Annotated in this window: 19 protein-coding genes; 10 read left to right on the forward strand and 9 right to left on the reverse strand. The window is 61.8% G+C overall.

Annotated elements, in window-relative coordinates:
• The first annotated feature begins 165 nt into the window (after nucleotides 1–165).
• The 6 genes from F4U94_RS09350 (at nucleotide 166) to F4U94_RS09375 (ending at nucleotide 8,062) form a co-directional block, all read left to right on the forward strand.
• Complete coding sequence (locus F4U94_RS09350) at nucleotides 166–795, forward strand: type-F conjugative transfer system pilin assembly protein TrbC (RefSeq protein ID WP_120249788.1); 630 nt, start codon at nucleotides 166–168, stop codon at nucleotides 793–795.
• Nucleotides 767–1,366 carry a S26 family signal peptidase gene (locus tag F4U94_RS09355; protein ID WP_120249787.1) on the forward strand — a complete coding sequence of 200 codons (600 nt, stop codon included), beginning with the start codon at nucleotides 767–769 and terminating at the stop codon, nucleotides 1,364–1,366. The genes F4U94_RS09350 and F4U94_RS09355 overlap by 29 nt, the downstream gene beginning before the upstream one ends.
• A gap of 23 nt (nucleotides 1,367–1,389) precedes the next feature.
• Nucleotides 1,390–2,217, forward strand: coding sequence for a conjugal transfer protein TraF (locus F4U94_RS09360; protein WP_232016014.1), 828 nt, complete (start codon nucleotides 1,390–1,392; stop codon nucleotides 2,215–2,217).
• Nucleotides 2,214–2,804 carry a hypothetical protein gene (locus tag F4U94_RS09365; RefSeq protein ID WP_197716423.1) on the forward strand — a complete coding sequence of 197 codons (591 nt, stop codon included), beginning with the start codon at nucleotides 2,214–2,216 and terminating at the stop codon, nucleotides 2,802–2,804. The genes F4U94_RS09360 and F4U94_RS09365 overlap by 4 nt, the downstream gene beginning before the upstream one ends.
• A 149-nt stretch (nucleotides 2,805–2,953) precedes the next feature.
• Nucleotides 2,954–4,318 carry a conjugal transfer protein TraH gene (locus F4U94_RS09370; RefSeq protein WP_232016011.1) on the forward strand — a complete coding sequence of 455 codons (1,365 nt, stop codon included), beginning with the start codon at nucleotides 2,954–2,956 and terminating at the stop codon, nucleotides 4,316–4,318.
• 15 nt (nucleotides 4,319–4,333) lie between these two features.
• Nucleotides 4,334–8,062, forward strand: coding sequence for a conjugal transfer protein TraG N-terminal domain-containing protein (locus tag F4U94_RS09375; RefSeq protein ID WP_120249784.1), 3,729 nt, complete (start codon nucleotides 4,334–4,336; stop codon nucleotides 8,060–8,062).
• On the opposite strand, the gene F4U94_RS09380 is transcribed toward F4U94_RS09375, so the two are convergent.
• The 5 genes from F4U94_RS09380 to F4U94_RS09395 all read right to left on the reverse strand — a co-directional run bounded on the left by F4U94_RS09380 (nucleotide 8,037) and on the right by F4U94_RS09395 (nucleotide 13,151).
• Nucleotides 8,037–8,495, reverse strand: a complete 459-nt coding sequence (locus tag F4U94_RS09380) for a hypothetical protein (protein WP_120249783.1) — start codon at nucleotides 8,493–8,495, stop codon at nucleotides 8,037–8,039. The two genes, F4U94_RS09375 and F4U94_RS09380, sit on opposite strands and share 26 nt — an antisense overlap.
• Nucleotides 8,496–8,952: 457 nt before the next feature.
• On the reverse strand, nucleotides 8,953–9,399 hold the full coding sequence (locus F4U94_RS25540) for a hypothetical protein (protein ID WP_427771963.1): 447 nt from the start codon (nucleotides 9,397–9,399) through the stop codon (nucleotides 8,953–8,955).
• Nucleotides 9,353–11,338 (reverse strand): TonB-dependent receptor, encoded by a 1,986-nt coding sequence (locus tag F4U94_RS09385; protein ID WP_170271922.1) that lies wholly within the window; start codon nucleotides 11,336–11,338, stop codon nucleotides 9,353–9,355. The genes F4U94_RS25540 and F4U94_RS09385 overlap by 47 nt, the downstream gene beginning before the upstream one ends.
• A complete protein-coding gene (locus tag F4U94_RS09390; protein ID WP_120249781.1) occupies nucleotides 11,335–11,931 on the reverse strand; it encodes a DUF1826 domain-containing protein in 597 nt (198 codons plus the stop codon). The genes F4U94_RS09385 and F4U94_RS09390 overlap by 4 nt, the downstream gene beginning before the upstream one ends.
• On the reverse strand, nucleotides 11,928–13,151 hold the full coding sequence (locus tag F4U94_RS09395; RefSeq protein WP_120249780.1) for a GTP-binding protein: 1,224 nt from the start codon (nucleotides 13,149–13,151) through the stop codon (nucleotides 11,928–11,930). The genes F4U94_RS09390 and F4U94_RS09395 overlap by 4 nt, the downstream gene beginning before the upstream one ends.
• 82 nt (nucleotides 13,152–13,233) lie before the next feature.
• Between F4U94_RS09395 and F4U94_RS09400 the strand changes: the two genes are divergently transcribed.
• Both F4U94_RS09400 and F4U94_RS09405 read left to right on the forward strand, forming a co-directional pair.
• Nucleotides 13,234–13,644, forward strand: a complete 411-nt coding sequence (locus F4U94_RS09400) for a MerC domain-containing protein (RefSeq protein ID WP_120249779.1) — start codon at nucleotides 13,234–13,236, stop codon at nucleotides 13,642–13,644.
• Nucleotides 13,645–13,696: 52 nt separating this feature from the next.
• Nucleotides 13,697–15,778 carry a M3 family metallopeptidase gene (locus tag F4U94_RS09405; RefSeq protein WP_120252007.1) on the forward strand — a complete coding sequence of 694 codons (2,082 nt, stop codon included), beginning with the start codon at nucleotides 13,697–13,699 and terminating at the stop codon, nucleotides 15,776–15,778.
• A 158-nt stretch (nucleotides 15,779–15,936) separates the two neighbouring features.
• Here the strand turns inward: F4U94_RS09405 and F4U94_RS09410 are convergent, their stop codons facing one another.
• From F4U94_RS09410 to F4U94_RS09420, 3 genes are all read right to left on the reverse strand, one after another.
• The gene (locus tag F4U94_RS09410; protein ID WP_232015876.1) at nucleotides 15,937–17,907 is read right to left on the reverse strand and encodes a M1 family metallopeptidase; all 1,971 of its coding nucleotides are present in this window, start codon (nucleotides 17,905–17,907) and stop codon (nucleotides 15,937–15,939) included.
• 53 nt (nucleotides 17,908–17,960) lie between these two features.
• Nucleotides 17,961–19,904, reverse strand: a complete 1,944-nt coding sequence (locus tag F4U94_RS09415) for a CocE/NonD family hydrolase (RefSeq protein ID WP_150411894.1) — start codon at nucleotides 19,902–19,904, stop codon at nucleotides 17,961–17,963.
• A 227-nt stretch (nucleotides 19,905–20,131) separates the two neighbouring features.
• Nucleotides 20,132–22,747: a TonB-dependent receptor plug domain-containing protein gene (locus tag F4U94_RS09420; protein ID WP_232015874.1), complete on the reverse strand. Its 2,616-nt coding sequence runs from the start codon at nucleotides 22,745–22,747 to the stop codon at nucleotides 20,132–20,134.
• A gap of 132 nt (nucleotides 22,748–22,879) precedes the next feature.
• Between F4U94_RS09420 and F4U94_RS09425 the strand changes: the two genes are divergently transcribed.
• Together F4U94_RS09425 and F4U94_RS25350 are read left to right on the forward strand one after the other, a co-directional pair.
• The gene (locus tag F4U94_RS09425; RefSeq protein WP_120249777.1) at nucleotides 22,880–24,091 is read left to right on the forward strand and encodes an NAD(P)/FAD-dependent oxidoreductase; all 1,212 of its coding nucleotides are present in this window, start codon (nucleotides 22,880–22,882) and stop codon (nucleotides 24,089–24,091) included.
• Nucleotides 24,092–24,334: 243 nt separating this feature from the next.
• Entirely contained in the window at nucleotides 24,335–24,607 is a 273-nt protein-coding gene (locus tag F4U94_RS25350) for a helix-turn-helix transcriptional regulator (protein WP_150411895.1), read from the forward strand.
• On the opposite strand, the gene F4U94_RS09435 is transcribed toward F4U94_RS25350, so the two are convergent.
• The gene (locus F4U94_RS09435; RefSeq protein WP_120249775.1) at nucleotides 24,567–25,898 is read right to left on the reverse strand and encodes a tyrosine-type recombinase/integrase; all 1,332 of its coding nucleotides are present in this window, start codon (nucleotides 25,896–25,898) and stop codon (nucleotides 24,567–24,569) included. The two genes, F4U94_RS25350 and F4U94_RS09435, sit on opposite strands and share 41 nt — an antisense overlap.
• Nucleotides 25,899–25,955 lie beyond the last annotated feature (57 nt).

Consider the following 25,955-nt stretch of genomic DNA (forward strand, 5'->3'; position numbering starts at 1 on the left):
TCATCAACGCATGGAGAGGCGTGGGGGGCCGAGCGAGCAACCGGGCAAAGCTCGGCCATGGAACGTCTGGTCAAAGCCAGAACAGCTGGCGCTCCAGCGACGCCACAGGGGCCAGCCGAGATTCCTCCCCCCGATCCTGCTCTAAAACGGCGCGCCTTCGACGCTATGGTCAAGCGCAAGGCCGATCCGAAATTGGCTGAGCAGGCACGCGCGGCACAGGCACGGGCAGCAAAAGCGCTCGCCGCAGAGCAGGAGGCCATGAGCGCCAGGCTCCATCAGGCGCTGGGTCTGGCGCCACCAGATGGCGCTTCAACACCCCGGCCCGCCTCCGCCAATGCGCCAGCCAAAGCCTGGGTGCCCGTGCTGTTCGCGTCCTCATCGATGCCGCTCGAGACCTTGCGCACCTATGCCGGGCAGCTTGAGCGGGTCGGTGGGGTCATCGCCTTTCGCGGCGTACCCGGCGGTCTCACAAGGATGGGTCCAATGGCAGAGCTTACGGCGCGGATGTTGCGGCTCGATCCTGGCTGCGAAGGCCCGGCCTGTACGATGCGCAATGTCCAGGTGGTGATCGATCCGATCCTGTTTCGCCAGCACGGCATCGTTCGCGTGCCGGCCCTGGCCATGGTTCCGGGCGATCCGACCCAGCCCTATTGTGAGCGGGAGGACGAGAATGCGCCGCGTGCCGCCCATCTCGTCCTGGGAGACGCTGCGCTTTCAGGCCTGCTCGATGAATATGGCCGATTGGGCGGCAAAGAGGAGGTGCGCGATGCTTCGGCTCGTCTGGCTGGCCGCTAATCGGCTTTTCCTCTGGGCTAAACTTCTCCCACGCGAGGCCGCCCTGGCGCTGGGCGGCGCGGTGGGCGACCAGAAGGCGCGGCCCGCCCGCTTCTGGCTCGCCCTTGGCATCACCCTGCCGCTGGCGACGATCACCTGGCAGGCGATCCCGGCCGTCACGATCGTCATGAGCCCGTCGATCGATGCCTTCGCAGTGCGCGCCGCGCCGGGAACCATCCACAAGGGCGACCTTGTCATGTTCGAGCTCACCCATCCCATTGTCGGTCCCCACCCCATCAGCGTCACCAAAAGGGCCATGTGCATGGCCGGCGAACGCCTGCGCGAGGTTGAGCGCCATTCAGTGTTCGATGGCAGGGTCACAAACAGCAGCTATTATTGCGGCAACACCCTGCTGGGTATCAGCCGTCCCATGGGCCGGGGCGGCCAGCGCCTCGACCATCTGCGCTGGGGCGATCATGTCCTTCCGGCGGGCTTCATCTATGTCGGATCGGACCATCCAGAGGGTTTTGACAGCCGCTACTTCGGCCCGGTGCGGATCGAACGCCTCACCCGCATGGAGCGGGTGCTGTGAGGTGGGGCCTCGCCTTATCCGCGATTGCTTTTGCGGCGTCCACGTCATCGCCGGCCGCGGAACCCGACGGTGGCCCCAAGCTCGGCTATTGGTGGTATGCGCCCAAACCAGCAGACGCCAGCAAAGCGGACGAGGATCAGCTGCCGCCTGCGCCAGTTATCCCGCCCATGATCGAGCTCGCCAAATGGAGCCCGCCCCGTATCGCGAAACTCATCAGCGAGCAGCGCGATTATGCCGCCACGGTCCTGACCGTCGATGCGGTCGCCGATTTCTGGCGGCTCCAGGACTTTGCGCGGCGCAAGGCCCGCGCCTTTGCCGGCGTCACGCAGCTCGCCATGCTGACCCATCCGGAGCTCAGTGCCCGCTCCGCCTATCCGGTGGTGGGCGACGCGCGCGACGCCATGGGTGCGCAGAAGGACGCCACGCGCCGCGCTTATCTCCGATCCAAAGGCAGCGAGTTTGCGCTCATCATGTTCTCGCGTGCGAGCTGCGGCTATTGCCGTCTCCAGTGGCCGATCCTCCAGCGCTTCCAAGAGGAAATGGGCTGGCAAGTGAGCAGCCAGGATCTCGATCGCAAGCCTGAGCTCTCCAGCCGCTTTGGCGTCGATGTGACGCCCACGACCATGGTGATCCGCCGGGGTTCGGCGCAGCGCATGGTGATCGCCAATGGCGTGGAGGCCTATCCCAATCTCATCCAGACCGCCTATCAGGCGGTGAAGCTGCTTTCGGGCGACATTCGGCCCGAACAGTTCCTGACCGGTGCCGGCGAGGAAAATGGCTTTTTCGACGCTCTGGCTAATGGACCTGTCGCAGCCAGCGACCCGGCTGTGAACCCGAGCCGGCAACCGTGAAGTCGATCTTCATCATATTGGTCACTGCGACGGCTGTCGGCGCCGGTCCAGTGATCGCAGCCGGACCTCCGACCCGCGCCGACGCCGCACGCGCTGCCGTCCATCCGGTCAGCACCGAGCAGGCGATGAAAGCCTGGCTCGATCGCGTTCCGCGCACCAGCGCCTATCCGCCGGATTTTGACGCGACTTTGCGAGGCCAGGGTTCGGCCTATGTGATCGAGATGAGCACAGCGCCGGGCTGCCTGCCCTGCGGTGATCTCTGGTCCAAGCTTGGCGCCATCAAGGCCCGATATAGCTGGGCCGTCCGGACCATTTCAGAGCAGGAGGCCATGATCCGTTCGGGACGCCTCGGTATCCCCTGGGTCGGGCATCCGGTGGCCTGGGTCCGGCCATTGGCCGATCCCAATCGCATCATACCGGTGGCGATCGGCACCGATCATTCAGCCAATATCAGCCGCAACCTCTATCTCGCGGCCAAGATGCAGACGGGCGTGCGCGTGGGCGTAGGGGTACGCGCCATGTCCAAATTCACAGGGATCGTCGGCCTGTCCGCGTCCCTCCCATCCACCTCTCGACGGAAAGGCTAAGCAATGGCGGGCGCAGCCGATCCCACCCCCTCACCCCATCGGAGGCCGCCATGCGCCACGCCCTTTCCGTCTGCCTGACGCGCCTGAAGGCAAAAGCGATCTTCCGCCGGCTTGTCGCCTTTCTCACGCTCTGCGCCACCAGCTGCGGCATGACGCCCGCTCCCGCGCAGGCGCAGAGCTGGGCTGAGCACTGGTTCGACAATGTCACCTACACAAGCCCCGGCAGTTTTGAGGACCAGACGCGCGGCTATGTAACCGCTGGTGGCATGTCGGGACGGATCGACGTTCATAATGACTATCTGATGAGCCTGACGCTGCCCAAGGTGAAGGCAGGCTGCGGTGGCATCGACATGTTCCTTGGCGGCATGTCCTTCCTTGATCCCGACTATCTCGTCGAGAAGCTCGAAAGCATCCTGCAGGCAGCACCCGCCGTCGCCTTCCAATATCTGCTCGAAACGCTCGACGAGAAGATGGGGAATATCATTTCGAAGATGGAGGCAGCCACCAATTATCTGAATAGCATTCAGGTCAATGACTGTCGACTTGCCAACCGCATGGTCCAGATCGCCAAGGGCGACGACAATATGTCCGGCATCATCGAGGAAATGACAGGCTACAAGTCGGTCAAGGAAGGCTACGCCAAAAGCTATCAGCAGAGCCGGGAGAAGATCCAGTCGAACGGCAATAATCCGACCGAGGATTTGCGCGATGCGCTCGCCAACTGCCCGGCCGAGGTGACCGAGATATTCCGGACGGGATCGCTTCTCTCTCACGCCGCCGGCCGGGTGGGTGCCGCCGACTGGGCAGGCGTCATGCGGGCGCGGGTGGGCGACGTCTATATGCGCTGGGACGCGACCGACAAGGTGCCGCTCTTCTCCGCCATTCCGGCCTGTGCCGGGCAGGATAGCGAATCCTCCGACGACTTCCTGAGCGGCCGGGTCATGCGACGCGCGCTCAATATCCCCGCAACCAGCGCCGACTGCACCCGCGACGGCAGCAAAGGCGCGCTCACCCTTACCCGCGAGCGGATGACGGCCATTGCCGAGAAAATCCGCACGCGCGCGGCGCTGACCGCCGAGGAGCGGCAGTTCGTGGCCAATGTCCGGACCCTCCCCGTCTACCGGATGCTCGAATGGGGCGTCCGGCAGGATGTGGTGGATAGCGTCATCGCCGATACAGACGAACTGGTGGCGCTGACCCTTGCCTATCAGATGCTGAATGACCTCACCCGCAGCATCGACTTTGCGCTGACCAACGCCGAGCGCGGCACCAATGCGGCAGGCGCGGCAGACAGCAGCAACGCCAATATCTGCCAGACGCGGATCCTCACCAAAGGGATCGAGCAACTTGGCGATCTGCGCGAAGAAGTGCTGCGGCAGCGCGCGCAGATGCGCCAATCCTATATCGCGGCGCTGGGATCGGCGAACCTTTCGACCAACTATGCAGGCCTCATTCGCCAGCGCGACCGCGATGCCCGCGACGCCGCCGGCACCGCCACCAACCGCAATCGCTAAGAGGGAGCCCTTCCCATGCGCCTTGTCGTTCGCCTCGTTGCGATCCTCACCAGCCTTGCCATCGCTGAGCCGGCGCTCGCGCTGGAAGCCAGCTTTCATAGCTATGACGGCTTTGCCGAAACCGTCGATGCCTTCCGCCTCGTTTCCATGATCTTCGCCGATCCGCGCTATGAGACACTGGTGCTGATCGTGGCGGTCGTCGGCATGGCGCTGGGCGCTGTCCTCGCCATGGTACGCGGCACGGGCATGGGGCTTGTCGCCTTCGGCATCCAGATGCTGGTCGGAATCGGTCTCTTCGTCGGCCTCATTGCCACCACCGGCACGGTCCATATCTATGACCGTGTCCGCAACGCCTATCAGCCAGTGGGAGACGTTCCCAATCTCATCGTGCTGGTGGCAGGCGTCACCAACATGATGGAACGGGCACTTGCCGAGACGATCGACGACAATACGCTCGATCCCCATGCGAAGCTCGAATTTGGCGCGGGCGGCCACGCCTTCGACCTGTTTTTGAACGCAGTCTCGCCGCGCGGCCCGATGACCGACAGCTTTCTCGATGCAACGGTCAAGGATTATGTCCGCCAATGCTATCCGGTCGCGCGCGTGTCTCCGGCCTATGGCGTCGACGATGACCAACTCTTCCGGGCCAGTAGCGACCTACCGACCGCCTTTGCAGCGATGGCAGGCCCGTCGACCTTCAGCACGGTCTTTACAGCTTCGGACAAGGGCGGGACGACGGTCAGCTGCGAGGAGGCCTGGCCCCATATTGCCGATCGACTGTCTGATCCCAATATCTTCGAAAGCTATTCAGCGCAGGTCTGCGCCCGGACCGGCTATGACATCGCGAAGCCCGACCAGCTCGCCCGCTGTCGGGGCAATCTTGGCCAGATGGGCGACATGATGATGGGTACGCCGCTCACCGCCCAGGCGTTCCTTACCAACATCCTGCTTGGCAACAGCGTAGGCGATGTCCTCTTCGAAGATAGTCCCGCAACCGCCTCGCGTGTGATGGCGAACCGGGCCGTGGTATCGAGCGGGTTGGCGACCATGTCGACGGCCAACGAATGGTTCCCGACGATCCGCGCCGTCGTTTTCGGGATCATGCTTTTCATGGTGCCGGTGGCGCTTCTCTTCATCCTGACGCCGATCAACCTGCGGGCTGCAAGCTTTGCGCTCGGCCTCTTCGTGTTCGTGGCGCTATGGGGCGTGATCGATGCCGGCATCTATCAGCTCACTCTTGGCCGGGCGACAGCGACGCTCGCCGAGATGCGGGCTAATCATCTGGCCGCCAACGCCTGGATGCTGGCGCCCTCGTCCGCCATGAAAGCGCTCGCCATCTTCGGCAGCTTCCGCACGGCAGGTGCGGGCCTTGCAGGCGCTTTCGTGTTCACGGTCTTCCGCTTCTCGGGCAATGTCTTTTCCTCCTTCACCGGTGGATCGCTTGGCGTCACGGCGCAGGCATCATCGGCAGCAGCGACCGTATCGACATCGGAAGGCTATGCATCGGCACTTGAAGCCCAGGCGTCCGCCACCGGCACCAGCGCGCGCCGCGCCGCCGCAGGCTCGTTCGGCGATTTTGGCGAGCGGTCCAGCTTTGGCGCCACGCGCAGCTTCGGCGCTGCCAGCGCGGTCGAGGGCGCGCATTCCGGCATGCCCGGTCAGGCCGCGCTGGGTCTCGGCGGGATCGATGCCGCCCGCGAATTGGGCGGTCTCGCGCCAGCGCTTGCTGGCCGTGATCTTTCCGACCCATCGGTCGAGAGCGCTGTGCAGGCGGCCGCCGCGACCGGCGCCATCCACAGCTTTGCCGAGAAGGACGCCCTCCGAAAACTTGGCACGGGCTATTTTGGCGCGGGCCAGGGCGGCGAGAAGGCATTCGCCGCCTTCACCCAGAACTTTGTTCAATGGCGCGCTTTTGGCGACACCCGCGCCTATGACATGATGATGCAGGGAGCGACCCGGCATTTCGAGCGCGCGGGCTATTCTCCGCAAGATGCTGCGCTCAAGTCGAGCGGGCTGATTGCCGAAGCCCAGGCCGATCCGACCTTTGCCAAGCTTATAGCCAACAGCTTCTCTCAAGATGAGATGCTCCGGAACGAACTTACCGCCGCGCAGACGCAGGTGGGCGCGATGGAAGGCCGCCGAGACTATGCGGGCGATCAGATTGCAGTGGTCGAGCGCGGCAATGTCGCCACCGAACAGGCCCGGCGGACTGGCGGAAATGAGGGACAGCGGTTCGCTGCCCGAATGCTTGGCCTGCCAGTCGATGAGATGAACCGCCGCATCTCCTTCATCAACGCCCTCTCCGGCGAAGCGCGCTCTACCGCCATCTCTCAACTCTCCCGCGCTACTGGCCGTAGTGAGGCGCAGGTCATGCATGCCCTAGAGACCTATCGGGCGGCAAGCGAGGTCGGGATCGCCGACGGGGCAACCGCAGAGGCAGCCCGGGAGAGTACGAGCGTCTACGGCCGCACGCGAGAGGCCGCTGGCTACGATTTTGCCGAAAGGTCAGGCAAGCTCGATGCGCAGCGTGAGGTAGGTCATCACGGGACCCGCAGCGCGGCGCAGATCGGCGAGCAGCAAAGGCAGTCCGAGAATTTTGGCTTTGCGCAAGGTGCGGCGGCAGCCGGGATGTCGACGCGCGAGGCCGCCCGGCTGGATAGCTTCATACGAACTCTGAGCGATGGCGTGGGAAACCAGCTCGATATGGCGGAGGGCGGCGGCGAAGGAGTGGCAGACCGCGCGCGCAATGCCAGGATGACCAGCATCGTCGAGAAGGAGCGCCTGTCGCGCATGCAATCGCTCCTCAAGACAAATGGCATCGACATGACCACGCGGCAGATCGCGATGGACCAGAATGGCGACTTCAGCCTCAACCTGACACCCACCACGGCGGCCCAGATGTGGAAGGCTGGCCTCCTAAACGAAAGCCAACTCGGCGCTATAGCCAATGGCGGCCATGCCCGCTTCAGCCTTGCCCATAACGATCTACTCGTCTCCAGCAGCGCCGGATTCGAGAAATCGGCGCGCAACGACACCAGCACGCGGTTCGAGGCCGGTAAGCAGGCTGGACCGGACACGATCGAGCACTTCATGGGCGGCGGCGCTGACGGCAAGACTGCGATGGCAAACTGGCTGCGGGGTGGGTTCGAAATGGACCGCAAGGGCAACTGGCGCCTCAGACCCCAGGTGGCAGATACGCTGCAGCGGGACATTCAGGCGGTCATGTCGCAAACAGGGTGGGAACGCGCAATCGCCCGCACTGCGCAGGATCAAAATTCGTTTCAGATATCGGTGAGCGGAGAAGTATCAGGTGGAACGGGCGCGGGATCAGGTCGGACCGACAAATCTAAGCAGCACGGAGCCGCGTTCGGTCACACTGGTGGATCATTGGGTGTGTCAAGCCAAGAGGCAGGATCAACCAGTGAAATCGTGAGTGCTCAGCTCAACATCGTAAACTTCGACGTCCGCCAAGCTCTTGCGAATGCGGAGCGCTGGGCAGCGCGGACAACAAATCCCGCTGAGGCATTCTCCGGTAGGCTTGCGATGGAAATCCTCGGACCAAATGGACTGCGTAACAGCTATCTGGGCGACGCAGACAGTGGGCGGGGGACTGTCGATCTGACTGCCCCTGTCACCTCGCTCGAACAAAGCTCGTTGCTCAACAGCGGCAGGTTTTCGACCGACCTGAAGAAAGGCGCCTTTGACGGCGACCCGTCATTCAAGAAGGGTGGCGGTGGCGAATGATATAAAATGGATTTGACGGGTTCAACGGACTGCCAATCCAGTTAGAGCCTGACGCCGGGTCTAACGGATCGAATTCACGCAGCATACCAGAAGGCCCATAGCGCTTGCGACGCCGGGCAAAAAATTCTTCAGCATGCTCAGCTGAGGCAATATCCGGGTCGAATTCCGCTGTCGACAGCCATGCTTTCAAAAAGCCATACGACAAGATTAGCGCTACAAGAGGTGGGAAGAAAAATACATTCACAAACCCTGCGAAGGCGGAACTAAAGAACGCCGAAAACAATTCCACCCGGGAGGATGCGGCCATCGCTGCCCAATATATGGGAACCGCACTCCACCAAAGCCGAGCATATAAAGAGCGCCACAGCCAGTCACCAACTCTCAATCGGCAAAGATTATCATCGCATTTTATTTCTGGTTCATAAATAGGCATTTCAATTCACCTTCGATTGAATGCACATTTTTATCCGATACGAAAAAATTGAAAACTAATTTCTTACCTACAGCTAACCCACCCCCCTTTATCTCCTCCCATCACGCTTCGTGTTTTGCTCTAAAACGACGGACAAGCGCGGATCGAAAAAAGTGGGTACAGCACCTTGAAATATTCAACGATCGCACCGCATTCAGACGCCAGCAAATTTAGTTTGTAAGATAACCCGATTGTAATTGACGTGATGTAGAAGATATCCATGACATTGAACAGCCACTAAAAGAGAATCTCAGTTGCAAATTTTCTTATATTTACGTAGCAATTTCATCGGAATTGCAAACACATACCTCAACGCAGTTCCGGCTATTTAATGGATTTGCCACAATCAAACTGGTGAATTTTCGATCTTCACAGGCCTCTTCAAGTCCCTCCATTACGACGTCAAGCGCCAGTAATTTCAAACATTTTTTTTCGACCCCTCTGTCTTCCGATTAATACTTGCAACCCTGCCTCCAGGCGGACAACTTAGCGCCCCTACCGCTCGCATAATTGCCTTCCTCAATCGGGGACGCCTGCTTTCCGCGTCGGGTGTTATGGATGTCCCAAACGGATTGGCGGCAGTCCACGCAGATGCCAAAGTTATGATGAGGGTTAGGAGAAAGTCTGCCGGATAATCGGTTCCAACATGGCCCGCATTCTGCGCTGCTCGTATGCGTCGCACTTGACTCGGGAGACTCAGAGCCTCTTCCAAAGGCCATTTTCTGGTCTGCTCTAGGCCATTCCACAGGACGAGCCGCATGAGATCAGGATGATCCATAGCGAAGTCGAAGAGCATGCCAGCATATTCGGAAAGATCGTCAGGGTCGAATTGAACGGTCTGGCTCACCGGGCAAGCGCGACGCATAATAATAGTCGGCGTCCGCCCGATGCGTATCAAACAGGTTGAGCAGATCGGCCGCGACCTCGAAACGGGCGAAATGTTTCGCCAGCCGTAGACTGACGACAGTCGTCGCCGGCCCGCGCGCGCTATTGTCCTCGACCAGAGGGCGCGGACCGACATAGCGCAGGCGCATCGCCCCTTCCCATCCATTCTGGCCGGTCGCGGTCAGCCCCAGCGATCCGGCCGATTCCAGCGCGTTGGGAATGCGATCCGCGCCTGGCGCATCAACGAAACGGGCATGGTTGGTCGCGTAGATGGCATCGAGCGACAGCCAGGAAAGCGGACGCAGGAACAGCGTCGCCTCCCAGCCGCGACGACGGCTTGGCCCGGAAGGCTCGACCGTGCCATCATCCCCGGAATAGACCAGTTCACCAGCCGAACGGGTCCACCAATGGGTCAGCGTCAGGATGCCCGGTCCGCGCTCGATCCGTCCCCCGACTTCATAGGCCGTACCGCGTGACAGGGCAGGTACCGCGTCCGATGTTGCCAATACGCCGCGCGCATCATTGGAATGAAAGCCCTGCCCATAATTGGCATAGAGTTCGACATGGGGAATGACGGTCCAGGCCGCGCTGAACTTGGGCGTGGCGATCGAAGCCCCCTTCCGCCTGTCTGGCGTCACCCCATCCCGCCCGTCGATGCGAAAATGATAATGATCGACCCGGCCGCCGCCCGACAGGGTCAGCCGATCGACCGGTCGCCAGCGCAGTTCGGCATAGCCGGCAATCGCGCTCTCGCGCACATTGGCGAGGCTGGTCGTGCCGATCCGCTGCCCGGCCTCACTATGGTAGAGCGCCAGATCGTCGATCCGGTCGCTACGCGCATCCGTACCAAGCGTCAGTTGCCAACGATCGCCCAGCGCGACCCGTCTTTGCAGCCGCAGGCCGAAGGTCCAGCGATCCTCCGCCTGCTCCAGTTCATCGCCATGAACAGGATCGTCAAGGAAGAAGGTGAAGTTGGAAAGCAGGTCGAAATGATAATGCTGGGCATAGAGGCTGACCGAAAAATCCTCATTCTCAAGACCCAGTGTCGCAATCTCGCGCCGGGTTTCGCCACGCAGATAGGGATCGAGGGTGCCGAACCGGTCCGCCACCTCAACGCCGATGGCGCGAACGGGGATCTGTTCGGTCGGTTGCCAGCTGGCGTCATAAAGCGACAGGCTGGCGCGCAGCATGCCCCAATCCGTGTCGGTGCTATATTTGACGAAGCCGGCATAATGGCGCAGCCTTTCCGGCAATTGCCACGGCCCGTTATTGGCGGAAAAATCGCCCGCGACCAGCAGGTCGCCCGGCCCCAGCGCAACCGATCCCACCGCCGCGATCCGGCGATAATCATAGCTGCCCGCTTCGACCGTCACGAACGGCCGGTCCACCCGGTCCAGCGTCCGCATGGAGGCTGCCGCGATCAGCGAGAAATCGCCGTCCTGCGCAGCATAGGGACCCTTACGATAATCAATCCGGTCGATCGTTTCCGGGATCAGGCCGTTGAGATCGAGATAACCCTGCCCATGCGCGTGAGTGGGGAGGTTCATCGGCACGCCGTCGAGCGAGATACTGAAATCCGTGCCATGGTCGAGATTATAGCCGCGAATATAATATTGCGCCGCCTTGCCTCCGCCCGAATGCTGTACGGCGATCAGACCCGGCACCGCTTCGGCCAGTTCGCTCGTGCGCAATAGCGGCCGGGCGCGAATATCCTCGCCGGAAATGGCGCCGACGCTGGCGGAGAGATCGCGCCCGATCCGCCCCTCGGCCCGCGCCGTCACCACGATTGCCTCGCCCCCGGCTTCCCCATCCACCGCCTGCTGCGCCAGCGCAGGCGACATCGGCCATAGGCAGGCGAGGATCAACGCAATCGACAGAGCCGCCCGATCCTGATCCGCAATGCGGAAGGGAGACTTCATGCAGGAGCGCTTTCCAACGCAGGATTGAGCGCGAAGAGCAGACGGGTCTCGCCGCTGGCAGCGACCGGCGGCGAACGATGCAGGATGCGCGGCTCCTCCGCCCATAGTCGCCCCTTGAACAGGCCGACCTCCCCCGGACACAGTTGCGCGATCGGGCCTTCGGTACCGGCATGAATCCATTGGGTGCCCGGCCCCACCAACGGCATCAGCAGTCGCGCTGCGACATTGTCGGCATGAAAACGGCGACAGGCATCCGTTTCGATCACCTCCAACCGCAACCGCATGCGCGCACAATCCATGATTGCGGCAAAGCGCGCGGCGAGCATGCTAATCTCCTGCGACAGCGCCTGGTTCAGCCTGCCATAGCCGGCGTCCTCGATCAGAACTGGCAACGCATCGGCCAGGCCATCGGCGGCGACCACCTCGTCTATGTCATCGATCGCACCCCATTCCAGCGATGGCAGCGCCACCAGATCGTCCGGCATTGGCCGCTGCCACAGCGACAGATGGACCTCTGACTCCCAGATGCGGGCAAGCACATTGGGATCGCTGTCGATCACTGCGCCTCTGTCGCAGGCGACCAGCACGCTCATTCCGCCGCCTCCATCTGCGGCTCCCAACTGGGGAAGGGATCGCGCAATCCGATCCACATGTCCGGGGTGAAGCGACTGACAGGCAGCAGTGCCGCGTCGAGCCGGCGACGGATGCGGGCCTCATCCATGCCGATGCCGATGAACACCAGTTCCTGCCGCCGGTCACCCCAATGCTCATCCCAATGCCCGGCGACGAAATTTTCGAACCGGTCATCATCGGGCCAGTGATTTTTCGGGATCGACGCCCACCAGCGCCCCATCCGCGCCGTCATGGTCTGCGCGCCCGCGACCGCCAGTTCGCCAACCCAGTCGGGCCGCGTCGCCAGCCAGAAATGCCCCTTGGCGCGCACCACTCCGTCCAGGCCGCCGTCGGTCAGGAAGGCATGAAGCTTTGCTGGATCAAAGGGCTGGCGTGCCCGATAGACGAAGCTTTCAATGCCGTATTCTTCGGTCTCCGGCTGATGGCTCGCATAGCCGTAAAGCTCCTTGGCCCAGAGCGGATGCTGCGCCGCCTTTTCCTCGTCGAACAAGCCGGTGTCGAGCATCGCGTCGAGCGGCACCTTGCCCTGGTCGCAGGTGATGATGCGGGCGTCGGCGTTGAGCGAGGCGACCAGTTTCTTCACGATCGCCAGCTGCTCCGGCGACACCGCGCTCGCCTTGTTGATGACGACGACATCGGCAAATTCGATCTGCTCGACCAGCAGGCCGACCAGACTGCGATTATCATCCTCGCCCAGGCTTTCACCGCGATCGGCCAGAAAATCCTGGCTCGAATAATCGCGGAGCAGGTTGAGCGCATCGACCAGCGTCACCATCGTATCGAGCCGCGCGACATCGCCCAAGCTCTCGCCCGCCTCATCCCGGAACGAGAAGGTCGTCGCGACCGGCAGAGGCTCGGAAATGCCGGTGCTCTCGATCACCAGACTGTCGAACCGGCCCGCCTCCGCCAACGCGCGCACTTCCTTGAGCAGATCGTCGCGCAGGGTGCAGCAGATGCAGCCATTGGTCATCTCGACCAGCGTCTCCTCGCTACGCGCCAGTGCCGCATCGCCGCCCCGCACGAGGTCGGCGTCGATATTCACCTCCGACATGTCGTTGACGATCACCGCGACTCGCCGCCCTTCGCGATTGGCGAGGATATGATTGAGCGTGGTCGTCTTGCCTGCGCCCAGGAAGCCGGACAGCACTGTGACGGGAAGTCGATTATCAGCGGAAGCCATATTCTACCCTTGACTGTTATGATACGGTATATCATCTCGATATCCAGTTGAGCGGCGCCTGTCCAGCGCCCGATGGAGACGCATGATGATTATCCCCGCACGGCAACAATTGTTCGACGGCCTGGCCATTGGCGCGTCAGGGCTGTGCTTGGTCCATTGCCTCGTCCTGCCGCTGCTGATCATCCTGTTGCCCACGCTGGCTGCCTTCCTGGCGGTCCCGGAAAGCTTCCATGTCTGGGCGCTTGTCTTCGCGGTCCCGACCAGCGGGCTGGCGCTCGCATCGGGTTATCGTCGCCACCATTGGCTACGACCGACGCTCGTGGCTCTGCCTGGCCTTATCCTGCTCGCACTCGGAGCCCTGGTCGCGCCGACCGGATGGATGGAAACCAGCCTGACCGTACCGGGCGCCATATTGCTGGCCATCGGCCATGCGCTCAACTGGCGGGCATTGCGTCACGCCAGTGTCGGGCCTTCCACTCCGCATCATCATTGACAGGATTTCCAACGTGCAACCCGGTATATTTGCTCTTATGATATCGGCATCCATGATCGCGATGTCTCCTTCCCTCGCCGCGCCCGCAACCGACACGGCCAGTAGCCAGAGCGCAAATCCGCTGCTGCGCGACTGGACCACCCCCGATGGCGTGCCGCCTTATGACCTGATCCGCCCGGACCATTATGAACCGGCCTTCGATACGGCGCTGGCGTCCGCACATGCCGACTATCGCCGGATCGCCGACAATCCGGCGCCACCCGACTTTGCCAACACGATCGAGGCGATGGAAGGGGCCGGCCGGCCGCTCGGCCGCATCGCCAACGCCTTCTTCAATGTCGCGTCGGCCGATGCGACGCCTGAAATCCAGACGATCGAAGCCAATGTCACGCCGAAGCTGACACGCCTGTCGAACGAGATCTTCCTCGATCAAACATTGTTCGCGCGGGTCGACGCCGTGTGGAAATCCCGCGCCACGCTGAAGCTGGCGCCGGAACAGGCCCGTCTGCTGGAGGAAACCCACAAGCGCTTCGTGCGCGCGGGCGCAGCGCTCAGCCCGGCCGCCCGTCAGCGTGTCGCCGCCATCAATGAGGAGATGGCAAATCTGGGCGTCCAGTTCGGCCAGAAGCTGCTCGCCGACCAGAAGGCGAGTGACACATTCCTCACCGCAGCTGAAGTGGCTGGGCTACCCGAAGACCAGCGCAGCGCAGCGGCGACTGCCGCCAGTGCGGCGGGCCGGAACGGCAGCTACCTGATCCCGGCGACCCGTTCGGCAGCCGAACCTTTCCTGACCGCCGCGCCCAACCGCGCCGCGCGGGAGAAAGTCTGGCGCGCCTTCACCATGCGGGGTGACAACGGCAATGCCAACGATACCAACGCGATCATCGCGCAGTTGCTGACGCTGCGGATCGAACGGGCAAAGCTGATGGGTGCGCCAAGCCATGCCGCCTTCGTGCTGGAAGATTCGATGGCAGGTACGCCCGACGCCGCGATGAACCTGCTGATGCAGGTCTATCGCCCGGCACTGGCCCGCGCGCTGGAGGAACAGCGGGACCTGAGCGCCCTCGCCGCCAAGGACGGCATCACCAAGCTCGCCCCTTGGGACTGGCGCTATTATGCCGAACAGGTCCGCAAGCAGCGCTTCGCCCTCGATGAGGCGGCCCTCAAGCAATATATGCCGCTCGACGCGATGGTCGACGCCCTGTTCGACACGACAAAGCGCCTCTATGGCGTGACCGCGCATGAGCGGACCGACATCCCCGTCTATGCCAGGGGCGTGCGCGTATGGGAAATGCGCGAAGCCGATGGCCGCAAGATCGGGCTATTCTATGCCGACTGGTTTGCCCGGCCAACCAAGCGCCCCGGCGCGTGGATGAACAGCCTGCGTGAACAGAACAGCCTGTTCGGCGACCTGCCGATCGTCGAAAATAATCAGAATATCCCCATGCCCGCACCGGGTCAGCCCGCGCTGATCTCCATCGATGAAGCCAGGACGCTGTTCCACGAATTCGGCCATGGCCTGCATGGACTGCTCAGCAAGGTGCGCTATCCCAGCCTATCGGGCACCGCAGTATCGCGCGACTTCGTGGAATTTCCGAGCCAGGTCTATGAACATTGGATCATCGAGCCGGACGTGCTGCGCAAACATGCCCGCAATGCCGCCGGTGAACCGATCCCCGAAGCCATGGTGCAGGCGATGGTCAATGCCCGCGGCTTCAACCAGGGCTATCTGACCGTGCAGCAGCTTTCATCCGCAATCCTCGACATGCGGTTGCACATGATGGGCAGCCTGCCCGCCAACTTCGACGCGCGCGCCTGGGAGGCAGAGCAGCTCGGGTCGCTGGGCGTGCCCGAAGCGATCGGGATGCGCCATCGCCTCGCCCATTTCAGTCATATTTTCGACGGCGGCTACTCGGCCGGCTATTATGCCTATACCTGGGCTGAAGTGCTGGACGCCGATGGCTTCGCTGCGTTTAAGGAAGCGGACAACATCTTCGATCCGGCGCTGGCGGCAAAATTGCGGCATGAAGTGCTGGAGCGGGGCAATAGTCGCGACCCGGCCGAAAGCTACACCGCCTTCCGCGGCCGAATGCCGACAGCCGACGCGCTGCTGCGCAACCGGGGGCTTGAATGACAGGCCCGTCATGCGCCATGTCAGGCGAAGAGGCGCTTACGCAGGTTGATTTGCAGCCGCCGGTCGGCGCTTTCTGCTCGGGATGCTACGGCTGATCCGTCGCCGTCAAAAAGGCGGGCGCGACATATAGGTCGGCCCGCCCGTCCATCATCGTCCGATCAGGGCATAATCGCATTATTGCTGCGATCCCGATCAGGGATGCGGTGGTCAGGATCAATCTCTGCCTTCACGATCCTGCCCGCAGGAATACGCAGCGTCTGGCTGCCCTGACGGATCCATGTTTCCACCGGCACGGCCAGGTCGATATGATGCCCGTCAGCATAGGTTACGCGCAGGCTGGTTGGCATGAGCAACTTGTCACGCGTCTCGATCGAAAGGATCGCGCCCTTGGCCGGATCATCCTCGACATAGGCGATCTTCGTCACCGCCAGATCGAGCTGCCAGTTGTTGGCGTACCAGCCGCGCCACCACCAGCTCAGATCCTCGCCCGCGCCGCTTTCCATCGCGCGGAAGAAGTCCGCAGGCTTGGGATGCCTGAAGGCCCATTCGGCAATGAAGCGACGAAAGGCAGGATCGAAGCGATCCGGCCCCAATATCTCCTCGCGCAGCAATTTGAGACCCAGCGCCGATTTGAAATAGGTCACGGGATGGCGATATTTCTCAATCACCGTGTCCGACCGGCTCAGGATCGGCGGCGCGGCAGGATCGGCCAGGATCGGCAGGATTTCGTCCACCGGATTGCCACCGCCCGGCGCGAATTCCGAATCCCGCTTGGGCGCATATTCGCCATGGTTGAAATCGTCCGATTCATAGATGTCGATGAAGGTGTTGAAGCCTTCATCCATCCAGGCGTCGCGCCGTTCATCGAAGCCGACGATCATCGGAAACCAGCTGTGCCCGATCTCGTGCGCGCTGATCCAGAACAGCTCCTTGCCCTTGTCGTCGATGCCGTCGAACACGATGCCGGGATATTCCATGCCGGTGGCGGGACCGGCAATGTTGATCGCGGCGGGCCAAGGATAGGGATACCAGCGCTTGGAGAAGCGCTCGACCGCGTCCTTCATATATTCGGTCGACCGGCCCCAACGGTCATTCCCCTGGCTTTCAGCCGGGTAGAAGGACATAGCGAGCGACGTCTGGCCACCGGGCAAATTGATGCGCGCCGCATCCCAGGCGAACACCGGCGATGCGCTCCAGGCCACATCGCGCGTATCCTTCATGCGGAAATGCCAAGTCAGCATGCCATCGCGCTTGGGCCGGGTCGCGGGATCGGTAATCTCGCCGGGCGCGCGGATCATCACCGTCGCGTCGCTTGTCCGCGCCTCGTTCAGCCGCGCCATCTGCGTGGCGGTCAGCACTTCCGACGGATTGACCAGTTCGCCAGACCCGGCGACCAGCATATTGGCCGGAACCGTCAGCCAATAGTCGAAATCGCCATATTCCAGGTAGAATTCCTGGGCGAGATAGGGTGCGGTGTCCCATCCCCTGATGTCATCATAGACCGCCATGCGCGGATACCATTGGGCGACGTCATAGATTTCGCCATCGCGCGCCGGTCCCCATGCGGTGCGACCGCCGAACAGGCCCGGCACGGTATAATGATATTGGATGGTGATGACCGCGCTCTGCCCGGCGGCGAGCGGCGTGGCGAGCGGCAGCCTGGCCCGCGTATCGCTGATCAGCGGCGTCACCGCGATCGGCTTGGCGCCATTGATCGATACCGTCACCGTCTCCAGCGGCATGCCATCGGTCGCCCCCGATCGCCCGCGCCGACCACCCGCGCCAAAGGAGCGCTGGCCACGGGAGTCCGGGCGATAGAGATTCTGGTCCAGTTGCAGCCACAGCGCATCCAGACTGTCCGGGCTGTTGTTGCGATAGCTGATCTGGACGCTGGCCCTGATCGTCTTGCTTGCCGTGTCGAGCGTGGCGTGGATCGCATAGTCGGCCCGGTTCTGCCAATGGCGCGGTCCCGGCAGCCCGGCCGGCCCGCGATAATCATTGACAGCCTGTCCCATGTCGAATGGCGCGAATGTCTCCAGCGGCTGATAGCCTTCGGGCGCCCCCGCCCCCATCAGCGCCAGTGCGCCCATGGCCGACAGGATCGCCTGTCCACGCTTCATTCCGTTCATTGCTACCCCTTTTTCTTGTCTGATCTAATGCTGTGCCCGACTGTGCCCGTCGATCAGGGAACGATCGGCAGCATCACCGAACTGGCCGATGCGCCGCCATGCCAGATGCTCTGCGTCGCCTTCTTGTAGTCGCCGGGCTTGGCGAACATGATGTTGTCGACGAAGCTTTGCGGGTTGCGGTCATAGAGCGGGAACAGGCTCGACTGCACCTGCACCATGATCCGGTGTCCGGGCAGGAAGACATGGTTCACGTTCGGCAGCGCCCAGCTATAGCGTTCGACCTTGCCCGGCTTGATCGCGACAGGCTTGGCGAAATCCTCGCGATAGCGGCCGCGGAAAATCTCGATCCCGATCGGCAGTTCATAGCCCGCCATGGACGGCTTGCCGCCCTGATCGGCGGGTTCGGGCACGTCATTGGGATAGACGTCGATCAGCTTCACTACCCAATCGCTGTCGGTGCCGCTGGTCGCGGCGAACAGGTCCACCTGTGGCGCCCCCATGATGTGGACCGGCTTGTCGAGCGGCCCGGTCTGCCACACGGCCACATCGGGACGATCCGACACGAAACGCTGGTCATGGACCAGCCAGGGCTTCCACTGGGTCGCATCGCCCATGTCGATCGGGCGCGGCAGGAAGGGGACCGGATGGGCGGGATCGCTGACATAATCGTCATGACCGGCCTGCGCGGGCTTGGCAAAACCGGCCTTGCCGTCGGCCGCCAGATAGAGCGGCGTCTGCGTCCCCATCGGCCAGCGCGGCGAGGTCTGCCATTCATTGATGCCGGTGGCATAGGTCAGCACCGGCGGGGTCCGGGGGGCGGGCGCCCCCTTGAGATAATGGTCGAAGAAGGGCTTCATCCATTTGACCCGCCACTCCTTCGCCGTGTCGCCGGCAAAGTCCAGCGCGCCCAGGCTCCAGCCGCCATGGTTCGCACCCGAATGGCGCCATGGCCCGATCACCAGGCTGACCATGTCGTTATTCTTGTCCTTGGGTTCCAGCACGCGATAGACCGCCGGGGCGCCATAGCTGTCTTCCTGGTCCCACTGCCCCAGTTCCAGCATGGTCGGCACCGTCAGCGGCCGTTCGGCCAGCCATTTGTCGACCGCCTGCAACGACCAGAAATCGGTATAGGCCGGGTTCTCCAGGAATTTGCGGACGCCTGGCACCTTCTCGATGCCCAGCTTCCGGGCAAAGTCGCCAGCCGACCCGGCTTCGAGATAACGGCTATAATGGTCGCCCTCGCCCAGCGCGAACTCGCCGCCGCCATCACCCTTGTTGAACGCCTGCCCCACCGCATAATCGAGCGAACTCATGCGGAAGGCGCCATTGTGGAACCAGTCGTCGCCCATCCAGCCATCGACCATCGGGCTTTCGGGGACGGCGGCCTTGAGCGCCGGATGCGGGTTGATTTCCGCCATCAGCGTGGTGAAGCCCAGATAGGATGAGCCGATGATGCCGACCTTGCCATTGGATTCCGGCACATTCTTCACCAGCCAATCGATCGTGTCCCAGGCGTCGGTGGATTCGTCGATGCCGGTGTCGTTCAGCGGCCCGACGATCGGCCGGTTCATGATATACTGGCCTTCCGACCGGTGCATGCCGCGAATATCCTGATGGACGATGACATAGCCGTCCTCGGCAAATTCGGTGTCCATCACATCCAGATTGTCGACGATGCGCTGGCTGGCGACACGGTGCGCCGATCCATGGGCGTCATAGGGACTGCGCGACAGCAGGATCGGGCCGTTCTTCACCCCCTTCTTCATCATGATGATGGTGTAGAGCTTGGTCCCGTCGCGCATCGGGATCATCACTTCGCGGCGGACAAAGTCGGCGGATGGCAATGTCTGCTCATAATGATCGATCACGTCCGGCGTCATCGGCGTCACCCGATCGGGCGCCTGCGCCGCAGTCATCAGCATGGCCGCCCCCGCCAGCAGCAACGGTCGTAGCTTCCCGGCCAGAGCAGTAGCGGCGGCCGAACGATGTGCGATCATGACGATATTCCCGAAATTGGAAGCCGGACACGACAGCCGTCCGACCTGAATGAACAGGGTGCATGCAGGACATGCTTGCGCATAATCATGTCTGCAGCAACAATGATATATTGTCCCATTCAGCAGGGCCGCAGGGCAAAGGCAAGGCCCTTGTCGCCCGAACCAGATGATGGGAATGCGATGTCGGCGCGCGGCGCTGAATGCCCGCCCCCGCGCCGCTCTCCTGCCTAGAATTCCAGCCCCGCCCGGACGAAGACTGTTCGGCCGTTAAAGCCAAAGGGGGATATCGCATTATAGGGCTGGCTGCCGGCGCTGTCCGCGCCATTGGTTCCAGCCGCCACGCTGGCAACGGTCGATGCGATATTCCTGTCCGGATAGACATCGAACAGATTCTGCGCGCCGACGCTCAGACGCAGGGTCGGGTTTGCCTGCCATGCAAGTTCGACATCGGTCACGATCTTCGCACCGAATTTCTGGATGATATCGGAATTGGCACTGGTCGCCGACACGGGAACCAGCGTGACATCATAGCCCGGCACCAGTGCGGCGATCTGCGCCGGCGTCTTGTTGGTCAGCGCCACCGTGGATACTTCGCCATAGCGTGTATTGGTGACCGACAGCGACAGCGGCCCGCGCGCGTAAGTGATGTCCAGACTGACCTTGCTGCGCGGCAGACTGTCGGAAAAGCGCAATTGCTGGGTCAGGTCGAACAGCGGTGTCGTGATTCCGAGGGCTGCCAGCGGGGCTGGCGTGCCGGCGATGCGATCAAATTCGGTCTTGTTGTAATTGCCTGCCAATATGGCGCGCAAATTGCTGCCGTCGGCGAAACGATGCCGATAGCTGACGATCAGATCGATCCCCTTGGTCGTGGTGTCGACCGCGTTGGTGAGGTAGGAGATCGCGCTGAAATTACCCTGTCCGTTGGCCGCCAGATAGCTGGTCAGACGGCTGTCCTGGAAGGTGGAGGATATGGCGATGCGGTCGCGCAGTTTGATGCGATAAGCGTCCAGCGTGGCCGTCAACGATCCGCCGTCATAGACCAGCCCCGCCGAGAGGTTACGCGATTTTTCCGGCTTCAGATCGCTTGCTCCGGCGAGGCGCGCGGCAGCACTGTCGACCGCCGCCACCCGAACGATTGCCTGCTGGCCGTTGAGGATCAGCGTGTTGGAGGCGTTGTAGCCCGATTGCGCCAGGGCCGGGGCACGAAACGCCGTGTTGAAGGACGCCCGCGCTGCCAGCCCGGCAATCAGGTCCAGCCGCCCGGCAATCTTGTAATTGGTCGTGTTGCCGAAATCCGAATAATGTTCGTGCCGAACCGCCCCCTGCAGCAACAGGCGATCAAACAGCCGCTTTTCCGCATCGATATAGACGGCATAGCTTTGCCGGTTGAGCGAGGCCCGGTCGTCGGCACCATTGCTGGGACCGGGCTGGGCGCCGACGATGGCGGGCTTTCCTGCATTGGGCCCGTCGAGGATCGGCACACCGCCATCCAGATAGCCCGCCGCGTCGCCGGAAAAGAGCCGATAGGTCTCCTCCCGAAACTCCAGTCCCATGGCCAGCTTGAGCGGGGCATCGTCACCTAGCGGAATCTCGCGCGTCAGGTCCAGGTTGCTGGTGCACTGATAGAAATCGGCACCCAGACGGTAGAAGCGCGTGGGCGAACTGGTTCCCATCGACACGTTGACGCTATTCTCATAGGTCAGGTCTTGCGAATTGACGCCATAGACGGTCGAAAGATCCCAGCCAAAGCCGGCGAGATCATCGCCCCTGATCCCCATAGCCAGCGAGAAATTCTCGATCCGCGAATCCAGCCGCGGGCGATAGCCATCGGGATAATAAGCGCGCAGCGTTTCGTCCTGCCCTGGCCGACGGAAGAAATATTCGATGTCGCCATCAAGGCGGCTATATCCGCCGAAGGAATAGACCTCGACACCCTCGGACGCAGGCGCGACGAAGTTATAGAAGATCTGCTTGTTGATATTGGGCTGATCGCCGAAGCGGAACACGTCACGATCAAATGTTGCCTCCCGCGGGTCCAGCGTGCCGTTGGATGGGGTCAGGCCAGTGCCGGACCCGTAATTGCCGGAGATCGCGATGGGGTTCCCCGCCGCATTGGTCCCAAAATATTGTTGCCTGGTGTCGGGTAGCGCACGATTGGTCCCCTCCCGCTGCTGAACGGATGCGGTCAGCCGAAAGACGCCGGTTTCGCCGACGGCAATGCCCGATGAAACGCTCGCTTCCCAAAATTCGCCATCGCCTTGCGTCGTCATGCCGCCCGTCACCTGCGCACGCGTACCAACCGACTGGTCGAGCATCAGATTGATCACGCCGGAAATGGCGTCCGACCCATATTGCGCCGACGCACCATCGCGCAGCACCTCCGCCCGTGACAGGGCGAAGGACGGGATGGCGTTGAAATCGACGGAGATATCCCCACGACCGACGCCGTTACTCGCATTGAGATCCGCCGATGTGTGCCGGCGCTTGCCGTTGATCAGCAGCAGCACCTCACCCGGTCCCAATCCCCGCAGCGACGGCGGCGTCAGATAGTCGCCCACGCCCGAGCCAAGAGGACGGGGTGTGTTGAAACTTGGTACGGTGACCTTGAGCTGCTGGATCAGGTCGACACGGCCACTCTGCTGCAACTGTTCGCGGCTGACCGCATCGACGGGCGTGGCCGACTGCGTTGCGGTACGCCCGCCAAAGCGGCTGCCGGTAATGATGATATCCTGCCCGCCTTCAGCCTGGGCGGACGGAATGGAGACGGCTTCCTGAGCAAAGGCAGGCATGGCCATCATCCCGGACGCGAGCAGCGCCGGGATCAGCTTGGACGTAAAAGACAAGATCGCACCCCACAACTTGTAACGTTATCTCATCTCGTGCTACTGGCGCAGCCCTAGCCGTGACGCAAGCCTTGTCGTTCAATTTTCGTCACCTGATCCTTACAGCCAATCATCCAACGGAGAGACAGCAGCATGACGTTTCAGCGCCGATCGGTTCTCGGCGGATTTGCAGCCCTTGCTACCCTGCCCATCATCCCTGCTCATGCCCGCCCGACACGGCGACAGCGTATCGGCGTGATCGGCGGCGGCATCATCGGTGCATCGGTTGCGACCCACCTCGCCAGGGCCGGGGCCGATGTCATCCTGTTCGAAAAATCCCGGCCGGCTGCCGGTGCCACTGAAAAGTCGGTCGCCTGGATCAATCCGGTCGTGAATGACGACCATTATATGAAGCTGCGGCTCGAAAGCATGAATGCCTGGGCGCAGGATGACCGGGCCTATGGCATGAAGGCCATCTGGGGCGGATCGATCAGTTGGGCCTATGCCAACAAGAATGATGCGCTGCGCGAGAAGGCTGCGCTACTGGAAACCACGAGCGACAAGCCCCGCATATTGAGCGAAGCGGACATCAGCAGGGCCAGCCCCGGAATATGGCCCGGCAAGGACGTGGCCTTCGCCTTTCAGACCGCGCGTGACGGCCATGTCGATCCCGTCTTCGCGACCCAGCGCTATCTGGCCGCCGCCAAACGATATGGCGCACGCATCCTCTACCCCTGCGAAGTGACGGCGATCCGGATCGAGGGCGGCGCGATCAAGGGCGTTACCACGACCAGGGGCGACTTCGACCTGGATCATCTGGTCAGCGTGACCGGCACCGATACGCCCCGCATCATGGCGCTCATGGATCGCAAGCTGGAGTTGGCCCATAAGCCCGGCCTAGTCGTACATACGGCGCCGCGACCGGTCACGACCAAGCTGGTCTATGAAGCGTCCAGCATTCTGGAGTTCAAGCAATATGCCGACGGACGCTACCTTACCAGCTTCACCAGCGGCCCGCCCCGTCTGCCACAGCATGCAGAGATATTGCAGCACCAGATGCCCTTCCCGGACGCCATGCTGGCGCAGCATCATGGCGAGATGCTGATCGCCAGGACTGCTGAATATATGCCCGCCATTGCTGGCGCTCAGCCTGTAAGGATATTGCTAGGATTCCGTCCCTATCCGCTCGATAATCGGCCGATTGCAGGCCCGGTACCCGGCGTGAAGGGCGCCTATGTCATCGTCACCCATAGCGGTATCACGCTGGCGCCGATCCTGGGGCGCTATGCCGCGCAGGAAATCGTCCAAGGCCGGGATGCCACCGTGCTCACGCCTTATCGACCGTCTCGATACATTGATGCTTAGCGGACAGTTATTTTTTAGACTGGGGATGGCTCTTGTGTTTGTTCGATAACCGGGAGTGACCTACCGGTTCGCCACTGTCGATAGCATGAGATCGGGCACGTATGAGCCGTCATAGCTTTCGATGTTCAATGGTCCGGACATGGACATATCAGAAGTCGAGGATGTCGCGGGTGCCATTGCCGATCGGACGCTGTTGCGGCATAGTTCCGATCGGCGGGCAGACCTTCTGAATGAAGGTTGGCCATGAAATCAGATTCGTTCGAAAATCAGCCCCCTCTCTCTGGTTTGGCTGATACCCAAGCCAGAGCCAGGAAGGATCGCAGAACCGATCGCCTCCTTAGAAAACCGGAGGTATCGGCAAAGACCGGGATGTCCGTGTCCGCAATCTATCGACTCGAAATGGCTGGATGCTTTCCGCGCCGGCTTCAAATTGGTCTACGGGCAGTAGGCTGGTACGAGAGCGACATCGACGAGTTCATTGCCGATCCGCGAGGCTACCGCTCAGATAGCGGGTGACCAACTCATCAGCCGGGAGAAGGCCGCGCGTCGTCAAATCCGCCCATATCTGAATGAGTGCCCCCCGGGGTTTGCGGTATCGGGATCGATTGTAGGACCATTCCGAGGCCGAAACGCCGGGCGGCACATGTGCGAGAACCATGTCGATCACCATCCGGTCACCGTCCCGTTCGAGCTCGGCTGCCCGTTCGTTCATGATGGTCGAGAATGACGATCTCCAACCATGAGGCACCATCACGTTCTTGTAGCGGCCGCCGCCCATACGCTTGTAAACGCTACTCAAGGCCGCATCGGATATAGGCTCGCGCCATGATTTGGTGCTCGGAAACAGCAGTTCGAACCGGCCCGTAAGCGGATAGAGTGCTCGGAGAACCTCGACCGCCTGATGCGGCAGCGGCACGTCATGGCCAAAGGCAGCATTGCCTTTATCCTCGACATCCAGCTTCATACGACTCGAGGGGATACGCCAGATAGGTGCGTTCGGGATAGAGTCGGGCTTATCCCAGTCTATGCCTTCGAACTCGCTCCAGAGCGCGGTACGCAGCACGCCTATCCTTACGAGGGTCAGGGCCAGAAGCCGGGAGGCCAGCTTGACGACCAGACTTGAGGTGGAACGATCTACGACATTCTGAAATTCGAGCAGTTCACCGACTTCGATAAGGGCGGGCTGTTTCGATCCCCGACGCGCAGGCTTGAGCGAATCCCTTATCTCGTCGATTTCGAGCATGATTGCTTGATCGACAAGTCGCTCTCCCTTTGCTCTTTTGAAAACGCTCTTGATGTAGCCGCGAACACGCTTGGCGGTCTCGATCGATCCCCTCCCCTCGATCTTCCGCAGCGTCCGCAAAATGGCCGTGCTTTCGATCTGGCCGATCGGGAGATTGCCGAACTGCGGATACAGATCACGTTCAAACCTGTTGCGAACGCGCTTTGCATTTGAGAGCGACCATATCGGCTCCTGGTCAGCGAGCCACTCCTCCGCCACTTTCTTGAATGTCATTGTGGCAGCCTCGATGCGCGAGACTTTGGCTTTCTGCTTCTCCAGCGCTGGATCTTTGCCTTCCAGGACGAGCTTGCGCGCCTCACGGTGCGCCTCCCGCGCGGCAACGAGGCCCAGCTCAGGATATTTGCCAAGGGTGAGCGTCTTCTCCCTTGGCCCTACTCTATATCTGTATCGCCAGACTTTTCCTCCGGCTGGAGTGACGTGGAGAAACAGGCCTTGAGAATCAGCAAGCCGATAGTCGGTTGCTTGAGGCTTGGCATTTTTAATTTCGATGATGGTAAGCGACATGAGATTATGCCCTCAAATCGGCCCGCCATGCCCGCAAATATGCCCACAGAATCACTG

This window comes from Sphingobium limneticum, from assembly GCF_008710155.1.
GTDB lineage: Bacteria > Pseudomonadota > Alphaproteobacteria > Sphingomonadales > Sphingomonadaceae > Sphingobium > Sphingobium limneticum.